Origin of the sequence: Mycobacterium sp. ACS4331, assembly GCF_001667265.1 — a bacterium.
Lineage (GTDB): Bacteria > Actinomycetota > Actinomycetes > Mycobacteriales > Mycobacteriaceae > Mycobacterium.
In genome coordinates this window covers 63,994-76,002 of the sequence record NZ_LZHW01000048.1, presented here as the reverse complement: position 1 = coordinate 76,002, position 12,009 = coordinate 63,994, and the positions used below count along the sequence as shown (strand labels likewise).

Below are 12,009 nucleotides of genomic sequence, written 5' to 3'. Positions count from 1 at the left end.
CGTGTGGCAGATTAAGATTCCTGTGAATTCGCTGCGCAAAACTGACGCTGGCGACTACCGTTCTGCTTTCGACCAGAGAGGGTTCTCCATGACCAAGCACGTTGCAGGAATCTCCACGCTCAGCGCGATTCTCGCGGCAGGCGCCCTGATGTTGGCCGGGCCGGCGTCGGCCGCCGACGAGGAGGGCACCTTGGAGATGCCGGACGTGCGCGGTATGAGCCTGGCCGCGGCTTACGCCGAGGTCGCGGGCTTGGACGAGAGCGTCCGGATCCCCACCGGCACCCTGGACATGAACGGCCTGGCCCGCCAGCAGTTGAGTCCCGCGAACTGGACCGTGTGCGCCACCGCGCCGCGCGCCGGAAGCGCATTCGTGCCCCAGGAGGGTGTGCTGTTCGGCGTCGTGCGCCGCGGCCTCGAGTCCTGCTGAGTCCGTCTCACACGTCTCACGCGGCGACGTAGGCCGCCAGGTGTTTCCCCGTCAGCGTCGTCGCGTTGGCCACCAGGTCTGCGGGCGTGCCCTCGAAGACCACGCGGCCACCGGCGTGGCCGGCACCCGGGCCCAGATCGATGATCCAGTCGGCGTGAGCCATCACGGCCTGGTGGTGTTCGATCACGATGACCGATCGGCCGCCGTCGACGAGACGGTCCAGCAGGCCGAGAAGATGCTGGACGTCGGCCAGGTGCAGACCCGAGGTCGGCTCATCGAGGACGAAGACGTCCGCCTTGTCCTTGTCGCCGAGACGGGTCGCCAGTTTGAGGCGTTGACGCTCGCCGCCTGACAGCGTGGTGAGCGGTTGGCCCAGTTGCAGGTATCCGAGTCCGACGTCCGCGAGGCGTTCCAGGATGCTGTGCGCCGCCGGTGTCCGTGCCTCACCGTCGCCGAAGAAGGCCTGCGCCTCGGCCACGGGCATCGCCAGCACCTCGGCGATGTTGCGGCCCCCCAGGGTGTACTCCAGCACCGACGCCTGGAACCGACGGCCCTCGCACTCCTCACAGGGGGATTCGACGGTGGCCATGACACCGAGTTCGGTGTAGATCACGCCTGCACCGTTGCACGTGGGGCAGGCGCCCTCGGAGTTGGAACTGAACAGCGCCGGTTTGACCCCGTTGGCCTTGGCGAAGGCCTTGCGGATCGGGTCGAGCAGGCCACTGTAGGTGGCCGGGTTGCTGCGGCGCGAACCACGGATCGGGCTCTGGTCGACGGTCACGACCCCTTCGCGGCCGGCCACCGATCCCGTGATCAGCGAACTCTTGCCCGAGCCCGCGACACCCGTCAGCACCACCAGCACTCCCGTGGGGATGTCGACATCGATGTCACGCAGGTTGTTGGTGGCGGCCCCGCGGATCTCGAACGCGCCGTTGGGCTTCCGCACCGAGTCCTTCAGCGCCGCCCGATCCTCGAGGTGCCGCCCGGTAACAGTGCCACTGGCGCGCAGGCCGTCGACGGTGCCTTCGAACACCACCTCGCCGCCTCCCGAACCGGCGTCCGGCCCCAGGTCGACGACGTGGTCCGCGATCACGATCGTCTCGGGCTTGTGCTCGACCACCAGCACGGTGTTGCCCTTGTCTCGCAGTCGCAGCAGCAGGCCGTTCATCCGGTCGATGTCGTGCGGGTGCAGTCCGATCGTGGGCTCGTCGAACACATAGGTGACGTCGGTCAGTGAACTGCCGAGGTGGCGGATCATCTTGGTGCGCTGAGCCTCTCCCCCGGACAGCGTGCCAGCCGGTCTGTCGAGGGACAGGTAACCCAGCCCGATCTCGGTGAACGAGTCCAGCAGGTGTTGCAGGCCCTGCACCAGGGGCGCCACCGACTTCTCGTCGACACCCCGCAGCCACTCGGCCAGGTCGCTGATCTGCATCGCGGACACATCGGCGATGTTGAGGCCCTTGATCTTTGATGACCGCGCCAGGTCCGACAACCGGGTGCCAGCACAGTCGGGGCACACCGTGAAGGTGATCGCCTTCTCGACGAAGGCCCGGATGTGCGGTTGCATGGCATCGACATCCTTGGCCAGGAACGACTTCCGGATCTGCGGGATCAGCCCCGCATACGTCAGGTTGACGCCGTCGACCTTGATCTTGGTCGGCTCCTTGTGCAGCAGAGCGTCAAGTTCCTTCTTCGCGAACTTGGCGATGGGCTTGTCAGGGTCAAAGTATCCGCAGCCCCGGTAGATTCGCCCGTACCAGCCATCCATGCTGTAGCCGGGCACGGTGATCGCGCCCTCGTTGAGCGACTTGGAGTCGTCATACAGCGCGGTGAGGTCGAAGTCATTGACCGATCCGCGCCCCTCGCATCGAGGACACATGCCGCCGGTGATGGCGAACTCCCGACGTTCTTTGACGGTCCTGCCGTCCTTTTCGACCGTCACCGCACCGGCGCCGCTGATCGAGGCGACGTTGAACGAGAACGCCTGCGGTGAGCCGATATGCGGCTTGCCGAGCCGACTGAACAGGATGCGCAGCAGAGCCCCCGCGTCCGTGGCCGTCCCGACCGTCGAGCGCGGGTCGGAGCCCATCCGCTGCTGGTCGACGATGATCGCCGTCGTCAACCCCTCGAGCAGGTCCACCTCGGGCCGGGTCAGCGTCGGCATGAACCCCTGCACGAAGGCACTGTAGGTCTCATTGATCAGGCGTTGCGACTCGGCGGCGATGGTGTCGAAGACCAATGAACTCTTGCCCGACCCGGACACACCCGTGAACACCGTGAGGCGTCGTTTGGGGAGTTCGAGGTCGACGTCCTTGAGGTTGTTCTCCCGTGCCCCGACCACGCGGATCACGTCGTGACTGTCAGCGATGTGCTTGCCGGGCATGCAGTTTCGTCCTCTCGGCGGTCAGGCGGCCTGCTGGATACGGATCATGGTCCCCGCGGGGTCGCGCACGGCACAGTCCCGCACGCCGTACGGCTGGTCGGTGGGCTCCTGCACGATCTCGGCGTTGCCCGTGACCAGCCGATCGAACGTCGCATCGAGGTCCTTGGCGGCCAGGACCACCATGGCGTAGGTGCCCTTGGCCATCATCTCGGCGATCACGCGGCGCTCGTCGTCGGTGGCGCCCGGATCGGCGACGGGTGGTGCCAGCACGATCGCGGTGTCCGGTTGGTTCGGCGGGCCGACCGTGATCCAGCGCATGGCGCCGCCGCCGACGTCGAGACGGACCTCGAATCCCAGGAGGTCGCGGTAGAACTCCAGCGACGCTTGGGGGTCGTCGTGTGGGAGGAAGGTGTTGTGAATGGTGATGTCCATTCCGGTCACGCTAAGTGCAGTGTCGGGGGTGGCGCTTCTTGATTCCTGATCGGTCTGGTGGCGTGCCTCTCGACGCACGACGGCATCCCGTCGCTCGCGCCCCCGTGCCGGCGGCGATACTCGCTGGGGGCCATGCCCATCAACTCGCTGAACCGTGTGCTGAAGGTGCCCAACGAGGAGCAGCCGACCGCGAAACAGACCTCGGTGACGGTCATGTCCCCTCGGCGCAGTAGGGCCGCGGCGCGTTCGATGCGGCGCGTCATCAGGTAGCTGTACGGCGATTCGCCGTAGGCGAGGCGAAATTGACGAGACAGGTGGCCGGCCGACATATTCACGCCGCGGGCCAGTGCCTCGACGTTGAGTGGCTGCGCGTACTCGCGGTCCATCCGGTCGCGCACACGCCGCAGCAGCTTCAGGTCGCGCAGCCGCTGTGGGTCCAACGGGGTGGGCACACACTCGATGCTGCCACGGCGTCGCGCCCGCATTCCACTCTGTCCGGTGAGCAGTACCGACACGGCAGCGCCATGAGTACATCATTTTCTGTACTATGAGCACCATGAAGACCGTGGCCCACACTGATGCGCTTGCCCGATTCGGCCATGCTCTGTCCGATGCCACACGCGCCCGAATACTGCTCAACCTGAATATGGAACCGAACTACCCCGCCGATCTGGCGGATCGGATCGGCGTCTCGCGGCAGACCCTCTCGAATCATCTGGCCTGTCTGCGCGGCTGCGGCCTGGTGGTGGCGATTCCGGAGGGCCGGCGCACTCGTTACGAACTGGCCGACCCACGCATCGGTCACGCCCTCGACGACCTGATGGGCCTGGTGCTCGCCGTCGATCCCGACTGTCGATGCGTCGGTCCCGACGGCGCGATGTGCGGCTGCGGGTGAGCTAACCGGCCGCGCCGCAGAGATCAGGCCGCAGAAGCAGAGCGGGCAGCGCGTGGGCGAGCCACTGCTCGTAGCGCTCAGATGACCAGCCCGAGTCCGCGGTGAGCATCGAGTACACCTCCGGCGACACCATCGTCGCCAACACGTCCGCCGCCTCGTCCTCCGGGAGCTCGGGACGCAACGCGGTGCGCCACGCCTTCGCGACCGCCACCGCGCAGTCCGAACGGATGCCGCCGATCAGTCGTGTGCGCAGCTCCTGCAGGGCCGGATCCGTCGAGGCCGCCTGCTCCATGACCCGAATCAATGGCGCCACCCTCTCATTGAGGGTGCGGATGAACTGCGCGACGGCGACCAACTGCTCAACCTCGCCGGCGCCGGCCCCCTCGATGACCGCCAGGATGCGGTCCACAACCGGGATGTCCCGATAGTCACCGACGACCGCAATATCGATCACCCGGGCCAGCAGGCCGGCCTTGTTGCCGAAGGTCGCGTAGATGGTCGGCGCCGACACCTCAGCCGCCGTGGCGACCTGATCGATCGAGGTGGCCCCGAAGCCGTGCTCGAGGAACAGGGACGTCGCGGCCTCGACGATCCTGCGCTGACGCGCCTCGGCGTCCGCGCGCCGGCGGCTGTTGTCGTACCTGCGACTCATTGACACGGTGGCACCACGTTCCTATAGTCAACTCTATTCAATAGACCTGACTCTAACAAAGTTGTTCCGGAGGTTGCCATGGCAACCCGCTCAGACACCCAGACGGCGTTGGACTGGTCCACGATCAGCGACCAGGCCGCGGCGTTCATCACCACCGAGTACGCCTCACTGGACCGCCACGGCGCGCCCATCACGTGGCCGGTGACCCCGTACCAGGCCGCCGACAGAGCCACCCTGGACGTCGCCACCGGCCTCACCTACCCCCTCAAGGCCGAGCGCGCGCGGCGCAATCCAAAAGTGGCGCTGTCCTTTTCACAGCCTCTCGGATCTGGACTCGCCGAACCCGCGACGTTCGTCGTTCAGGGGCTGGCCACGGTCCGCGACGCGGACCTGCGCGCCAACGCCGCCCGCTATCTCACCGACGTGTCGACACACCTGCCGGAGGCATTCGACGCCATCCCGCCGGTTCTGCTTCCCCACATGGCCTGGTACTGGGCCCGCATCTGGATCGAGGTCACCCCGGTGCGCGTGCTGTGGTGGCCGGGTGGCGATCTCGACACTCCCCCGCAGCTGTGGGTGCCGCCGGATGCGCCCAGCGCGCCGCCGTCAGATCCCGCACCCGCCGGGCGCAGTTCCGGTTCCTGGAGCGACCGCACCCCCGCCGACTGGCAGGTCCGAACGGGCGATGCCGTCGACCGACTGGGGATGCCGGTGCTGACCACCGTCACGTCCGACGGGTGGCCACTGCCACTGCGCGTGCGCGACGCCGAACCCACGTCCACCGGGTTCGTCGTCCGTCCACCCGCCGGCGTCGAGATCATCGACGGGCCAGCGTGCCTGACGTTCCATGCCCACGGCCCGGCCTTCGAGAGCCAGGAGAACACCACCGTGACGGGGCGATGCCGCGCCGTGGATGACCGCATCGAGTTTGAGGCGCAGCGAGCACTCAACGATTTCGGCATTCCAGCCAACCCGCTCCGGCGGGCCGTGCACCTGATGTCGGCGGGCCACAAGCTCAAGGGCCGCGTGGAGATCGAGGCGCGTCGGCGGGGGCAGACCGTACCGCGGTTCGACGAGTTGGGCTTCACCCGGCCTGCCGACACGCGGATGATGCGCATCGTCCACAACGCACTGCGGCGCGACCTGGCACGCGCGCAGTCGGCGTTGACCACGTGGCCGTACCCCAACCCCCGCCAACGTGTCGCGATCGCCGAGCATCTGCAGTGGATGATGGAGTTCCTGCACCGCCACCACCACATGGAGGATGAGGGCCTCTATCCCCTGGTCCGACAACGTGTCCCGGAGGCCGCCAGGATTCTGGACATCATGGACGCCGACCACCAGGCCTTGTCCTCGGCGATCGACCGGCTGACCTCATCCTGCCGCAGCTATGCGCAGGATCCTGGCGCGCGCACCGAGGTCGCCGCCGCGCTCGATGCTCTGGCGGCGGTGATGCTGCCGCATCTGGAGCGCGAGGAGTCCGAGATGATGCCGATCGTGGCGGCCGCGGTGTCCAAAGCTGAATGGGACGCCGTCGAAAAGGACCACGCCGTCACACCGCTGAGTCGCGCCGAGTTGGCATTCACCGCGCACTGGCTGTTCGACGGCGTCACCGACGCCGGCCGTGCGCTCATCCGGTCGGTGGTCCCCAGACCGGTCGCGTGGGCCGTCGAAACCTTCGCGGCGCGCAGCTATGAGCGGCGGGCCTGGCAATGCTGGTATCTGCCGCAGCACAGCCGATTACGGCGCAGTCTTGCGTCGAAGGTCAGTGTCGATGTCGCCGCACCGATCGACACGGTGTGGAGCGTGGTCTCCGATCCGCTGCGGGTTCCTGAGTGGAGCCATGAGTGCCGCGAGGTGCAATACCTCGACGGCGCCACATCGGCAAAGACGGGCCACCGATTCCGGGGCAGCAATCGCAGTGGCCGGTGGGGGTGGTCGCGGGACTGCACTGTCTTCCTCCATGACGAACCGAACGAGTTCGCCTACCTCACCTCCGGTGGATTCGGTGACGCCACGGCATGGCATTTCCGGCTCGAACCGACCGCTTCCGGGACTCGACTGACGCAGGCGTTCCAAGGGGTGGCGATGCCGCGGTGGTTGTCGGCTCTGGTCACGGTGCTCATTCCTGGGCACGACGACCGAACCGAGGCGTTGCGCGGGGATCTCCTGCGGTTGGCGGGACTGGCCGAGGCCGAGGCGGGCGAGGGGCACCCGCAGCGACAAGCGCTGAGTCCTCCGGCTTGCGCGGGCCAATGACATTCAGCCTCAATCCTTTCGGATTCCCCACCGGAGTTCTGGAGTTCGCCTGCGAGAAAGGGCCTGACCACGGCGACCTCAGACCCGACGGGCGCAATGATCCGTCAACGGCGGCGCCGCTCGAGACCTGACAATCCTGCGCGGGCGTCAACCCGATCCGCTACCCTCCTGGTTGTATGAGGGGGAATGTCATCACCAGCGGGCGAAGGCCGACCCGGGGCTATCGGCGTGGATGCACGGCACCGAAGTTGAGGCGTCGACGTGACTGATCTCGTTCGTCGGGTCATCTGTCCACACTGTGGCACGAAGCTCAACCTCGCGGCCACGTCGACATCAAAGTTCTTCAAGTGCGCGCAATGTGGCGCCCGATCTCAGATGCCAGCGGTTCCGACCCTGACAGCCAGAAACAAGCCCAAGACCGCGGACAACGGCAAAGCGACTCGGCCCGCGCGCAGTACGGCCAAGAACGTGACATCGCCTGCCGACTTACCGCCGCCTGCCCCAGCAGCGGGCTGGTATCCGGACCCGAACGGAAATCCGACGCAGCGGTACTTCGACGGGTCGAAGTGGACGGATCAACTGGCACCCCTCACTACGAGGCCTGACTATTCGGTGAAATCAGGCGTTGTTGCGGGGCTGTTGCAGCTGTTCCTCGGCTGGTTCGGCCTCGGACGATTCTACTTGGGATACAACGGCATCGGTGCGGTTCAACTGACACTCGGCATCATCGGGCTGGTGACATCCGTAGCTCTGGTCGGTCTGATCATCCTTGTGCCACTGTCCATCTGGCTGATCATCGAGGCGTTCATGATGATCGCCGGCGCAATTCCCGACGCACAGGGCCGTAAGGTCCGCTAGACACCGCACGCTAGTCCCGGGAGATTGGTTTGGATCCGTCATCACAACAGCCACCGGTGACCCACTGGCAATGGCCTGCCCCGCCATCGGATTCCCCAAGTTCGACGTGTTCGGGCAAGTTTGGAAACGGCGTCGTGCTCGGCTTCATCACCGCGGCGGTGCTCGCTCTCGCCGGCGTCGGCGCCTACTTCGTGATCACACGCTTCGACGCCGCCGAACCGTTCAGGATCACCGGCACCATGACGCTGTACGCCGCCGGTGACGCGGCGGGCCGTGGATGTCGTGGCACCGGCGGGTACGGCGACGTCGGCCCCGGCACCGCAGTCACTGTGTCAGACGAGTCGGGAACGCTGCTCGCCAAGACTGTGCTCGGCTCCGGCGACGGCGGCGACGGCTACTGCACGTTCCCCATCAGCATCACCGATGTGCCGAGTGGAAAGAAGTTCTACCGGGTGGAGGTCGCGCACCGAGGTGAGGTGAACTTCACTGAGACCGAGGCCCGCGCGGGCATAAGCCTTCAACTCGGAAACGAGCCGGAGATCTCGAAACGCGCTGACACACCGACGGGCCCGGCCGCCTCTCCCCGGACACCAGCGGCTCGCCCACCGACAGCACTCCCGCCCCCAAGAGCCGTCGCCCTACCGCCCTCCCGTTCGGGGATGGTCTACATCGTCACCAGATCGGGCCGAACCCGTTGCCAGATCATGAACGACGAGGTGGACTGCCAGGCGCGGTTCACCAATTCTCCGTCCGTTCAAGGCAGCCCGGCGAATGGCGTACGGTTCATGGCCGACGGCACCTTCGAATGGATCGTCGGTGACCTCGGTGACATCCCTGTCGTCCCGCTCGAGTATCAGAACTACCGAGCCTTGGACTGGATCATCGTGGCCACAAAAGACGGCACAACCTTCACACACAGCCGGACAGGCCGAAGCCTGTTCGTCAGCATCGACAGAGTCTCCACACGTTGAGGGCCTCGGGTAAGTGAGAGAGGCCCACGAAAAAACCCGCCCCGGCCAAAGCCGGAACGGGTTTGAGAGTGGAGCTAAGGGGATTCGAACCCCTGACCCCCACACTGCCAGTGTGGTGCGCTACCAACTGCGCCATAGCCCCTCAAGTGGTGCGTGTAGAAGTTACACCACATCAGCCCCAAGCCTCAAAACGGCTGTTCAGGGCACCTCTCCACCGGCCTCCGGGCCGATCGAACGAGCCGGAGTGTGCCCCGCGGGCGGTTCCCGATGGGTCTCCGGGGCGAAGATCCAGCCCAGCGCGGCCAGCAGCAGGATCAGCCCGCTGATGACAAAGGCCCAGGAGAACGACAGGTACTGCGCGATCAGCCCGACCAACAGCGATCCGCCGATCGATCCGACGTCGGCCATCATCTGGAACGTCGCCACCGCGGTCCCGCCGCGCGCCTTGTTGCCCACCACGTCGGCGACCGCGGCCTGCTGCGGCGAGATGAAGATCCCGGTCGCCGCGCCCGCCACGTAACCGGCCACCAAAAACACCGTCAGCGAGTCGCTGAAGCCCACCAAACCGGTCGACACGGCCGCCAGCACCAGACCGAAGATCACCAGCCTGCGCCGGCCGAACCGATCGGACATGTACCCGCTGGGCACCACCACCGAGATGTTGCCCACCGCGAAGGCGGTCAGCGCCAGCCCGGCCGCGCCCGGGCTGCGACCCAGCACCTCCACCACGAACAGCGGCACCAGCGCGATCCGCAGCCCGAACGACGCCCATCCGGTCGCGAAGTTCGACAACAGCGCCGCCCTGTACGCCCCATGCCGGAACACCGTCGTGAACGGCACCGGCGGCTCGGTGGACTCGTCCGGGGCGGCCAGGTGGGAATGCCGCAGGCTGACGAACACCACCAACGCGGCGACCACCAGCGCGGCGCCGTAGATCAGAAACGGCGCCGACAGGCCGAACCCGGCGGTCAGGGCACCCAGGATCGGCCCGCCCACCGAGCCGATCATGAAGCCGGAGGAGAACAACCCGGCGACCCGGCCCCGCGCGTCGGCCGGCGAGATCCGGATCATCAGGCCCAGCGAGGACACCGTGAACATGGCCGACCCGACGCCGCCCAGCGAGCGGAACAACAGCAGCTGCCAATAACTCTCGGCCAGCGCGCAGGCCGCGGTCGAGACTGCGACGATCAGCAGGCCGGAGATGTAAACGCGCCGCTCCCCCAACCGCTGCACCAGGAAACCGGCCGGCGGCGCCCCGACCAGTCGCATGACGGCGAAGGCGGTGATGACGAACGTCGCCGCAGCGATGCTGACGCCGAAGTGGCGGGCGTACTGCGGCAACACCGGAGCGACCACCCCGTAGCCCAGCGCGACCACCACGTTTGCTGCGACCAGTACCCAGACCTCGCGCGGCAGCTTCCGCTTGGCGGGCTTCTTACAGTCGTCCTCCGTACACGAACTCACGCGATGACTGTATTCACGACATCGCGCGCGGCCTCCTGGACCTCCGCGAGATGCTCGGGCCCCAGGAAGGACTCCGCGTAGATCTTGTAGACGTCCTCGGTGCCCGACGGGCGCGCGGCGAACCAGGCGTTCTCGGTGGTCACCTTCAAGCCCCCGAGGGCCGCGCCGTTGCCGGGTGCGGTGGTCAGCTTGGCGGTGATCGCCTCGCCCGCCAGTTCGGTGGCAGTGACCTGTTCCGCGGACAGCTTCGACAGCCGGGCCTTCTGCTCCCGGTCAGCCGGGGCGTCGATACGCGCATAGGTCGGCGCGCCGTACTTGGCCGCCAGTTCGGCGTATCGCTGCGACGGGGTCTGTCCGGTCACCGCCAGGATCTCCGAGGCCAGCAGCGCCAGGATGATGCCGTCCTTGTCGGTGGTCCACACCGTGCCGTCCTTGCGCAGGAACGACGCACCGGCGGACTCCTCGCCACCGAATCCGATTGTCCCGCCCATCAACCCGTCCACGAACCATTTGAAGCCGACGGGCACCTCGACGAGTTTGCGCCCAATCCCGGCCACCACGCGGTCGATGATCGAACTGCTGACCGCGGTCTTGCCGACGGCCACGGTGTCGGGCCAGTCGGGCCGGTGGGTGTAGAGATAGTCGATGGCCACCGCCAGGTAGTGATTCGGGTTCATCAAACCGCCGTCGGGAGTGACGATGCCGTGCCGGTCAGAGTCGGCGTCGTTGCCGGTGGCGATCTGGTAGGCCGCGTCGCCCGCGTCGAGCTTGTGGATCAGCGACGCCATGGCGTTGGGTGAACTGCAGTCCATCCGGATCTTGCCGTCGGTGTCCAGCGTCATGAACCGCCATGTCGCATCCACCAACGGATTGACCACGGTGAGGTCGAGGCCGTGGCGTTCGGCGATCGCGCCCCAGTAGTCCACGCTGGCGCCGCCCAGCGGGTCGGCCCCGATCCGCACGCCCTCGGCGCGGATCGCATGCAGGTCGACGACGTTGGGCAGGTCGGCCACATAGGCGTCGAGGTAGTCGTGGCGCTGCGCGGTCTGCAGCGCGCGCACCAGCGGGATGCGTTTGATGTCTTTGCGACCGTCGCGCAGGATCTCGTTGGCGCGCTTCGCGATTGCGGCGGTGGCGTCGGTGTCGGCCGGGCCGCCGTTGGGCGGGTTGTACTTGAAGCCGCCGTCGCGGGGCGGATTGTGTGACGGGGTGACCACGATGCCGTCGGCGAGGTCGGTGTCGCGGCCGGCGTTGAAGGTCAGGATCGCGTGGCTGACGGCGGGTGTCGGCGTGTACCGGTCAGCCGAATCGATCACCGCGACAACGTCGTTGGCGGCCAGCACCTCCAGCGCCGACGTCCACGCCGGCTCCGACAGGCCGTGCGTGTCGCGCCCGATGAACAACGGCCCCGTGGTGCCCTGGGCGGCACGGTATTCGACAATGGCCTGCGTGGTGGCCAGAATGTGCGCCTCGTTGAACGCACCGTCCAGGCTGGACCCGCGATGGCCCGAGGTCCCGAACACCACCTGCTGGGCGACGTCGTCGGGGTCGGGTTGCACGCTGTAGTAGGCGGTGACCAGGTGCGGCAGGTCGATCAGGTCTTCGGGTTGCGCCGGTTGCCCGGCACGCGGATTGGCGGCCATGGGCCAATTCTGCCCACCTTCTGCC

At 66.9% G+C, this 12,009-nt stretch carries 11 protein-coding genes and 1 tRNA gene; 5 read left to right on the top strand and 7 right to left on the bottom strand.

The features are described from left to right. Positions 1-88 precede the first annotated feature (88 nt). Positions 89-427: a hypothetical protein gene (locus tag A5727_RS11895; protein WP_068249277.1), complete on the top strand. Its 339-nt coding sequence runs from the start codon at positions 89-91 to the stop codon at positions 425-427. 16 nt (positions 428-443) lie between these two features. On the opposite strand, the gene A5727_RS11890 is transcribed toward A5727_RS11895, so the two are convergent. Genes A5727_RS11890 through A5727_RS11880 form a run of 3 tightly spaced genes read right to left on the bottom strand, consistent with a single transcriptional unit; the run spans position 444 to position 3,727 of the window. Beyond that, positions 444-2,810: an ATP-binding cassette domain-containing protein gene (locus A5727_RS11890; RefSeq protein WP_068249199.1), complete on the bottom strand. Its 2,367-nt coding sequence runs from the start codon at positions 2,808-2,810 to the stop codon at positions 444-446. Positions 2,811-2,831: 21 nt separating this feature from the next. After that, on the bottom strand, positions 2,832-3,242 hold the full coding sequence (locus A5727_RS11885) for a VOC family protein (protein ID WP_068249198.1): 411 nt from the start codon (positions 3,240-3,242) through the stop codon (positions 2,832-2,834). Positions 3,243-3,247: 5 nt separating this feature from the next. Further along, positions 3,248-3,727 (bottom strand): helix-turn-helix transcriptional regulator, encoded by a 480-nt coding sequence (locus A5727_RS11880; protein ID WP_068249275.1) that lies wholly within the window; start codon positions 3,725-3,727, stop codon positions 3,248-3,250. A gap of 71 nt (positions 3,728-3,798) precedes the next feature. Between A5727_RS11880 and A5727_RS11875 the strand changes: the two genes are divergently transcribed. Further along, a complete protein-coding gene (locus A5727_RS11875) occupies positions 3,799-4,137 on the top strand; it encodes an ArsR/SmtB family transcription factor (protein ID WP_068249273.1) in 339 nt (112 codons plus the stop codon). 1 nt (position 4,138) lies between these two features. Here the strand turns inward: A5727_RS11875 and A5727_RS11870 are convergent, their stop codons facing one another. Beyond that, the gene (locus tag A5727_RS11870; protein WP_068249197.1) at positions 4,139-4,789 is read right to left on the bottom strand and encodes a TetR/AcrR family transcriptional regulator; all 651 of its coding nucleotides are present in this window, start codon (positions 4,787-4,789) and stop codon (positions 4,139-4,141) included. A gap of 78 nt (positions 4,790-4,867) precedes the next feature. Here A5727_RS11870 and A5727_RS11865 point away from each other — a divergent pair, with 78 nt between their 5' ends. The 3 genes from A5727_RS11865 (at position 4,868) to A5727_RS27845 (ending at position 8,877) form a co-directional block, all read left to right on the top strand. Beyond that, the gene (locus A5727_RS11865; protein WP_068249196.1) at positions 4,868-7,048 is read left to right on the top strand and encodes a hemerythrin domain-containing protein; all 2,181 of its coding nucleotides are present in this window, start codon (positions 4,868-4,870) and stop codon (positions 7,046-7,048) included. A 261-nt stretch (positions 7,049-7,309) separates the two neighbouring features. After that, positions 7,310-7,906, top strand: a complete 597-nt coding sequence (locus tag A5727_RS11860) for a DUF2510 domain-containing protein (protein WP_197507647.1) — start codon at positions 7,310-7,312, stop codon at positions 7,904-7,906. Positions 7,907-8,040: 134 nt separating this feature from the next. Beyond that, positions 8,041-8,877: a hypothetical protein gene (locus A5727_RS27845; RefSeq protein ID WP_068249195.1), complete on the top strand. Its 837-nt coding sequence runs from the start codon at positions 8,041-8,043 to the stop codon at positions 8,875-8,877. 69 nt (positions 8,878-8,946) lie between these two features. Here the strand turns inward: A5727_RS27845 and A5727_RS11850 are convergent. From A5727_RS11850 to pgm, 3 genes are all read right to left on the bottom strand, one after another. Continuing rightward, positions 8,947-9,019, bottom strand: a tRNA-Ala gene (locus tag A5727_RS11850). Between the two features lie 56 nt (positions 9,020-9,075). Further along, a complete protein-coding gene (locus A5727_RS11845; RefSeq protein WP_068249194.1) occupies positions 9,076-10,341 on the bottom strand; it encodes an MFS transporter in 1,266 nt (421 codons plus the stop codon). Next, positions 10,338-11,984, bottom strand: coding sequence for a phosphoglucomutase (alpha-D-glucose-1,6-bisphosphate-dependent) (pgm, locus tag A5727_RS11840; protein ID WP_068249193.1), 1,647 nt, complete (start codon positions 11,982-11,984; stop codon positions 10,338-10,340). Before pgm ends, A5727_RS11845 begins: the two co-directional genes overlap by 4 nt. Positions 11,985-12,009 lie beyond the last annotated feature (25 nt).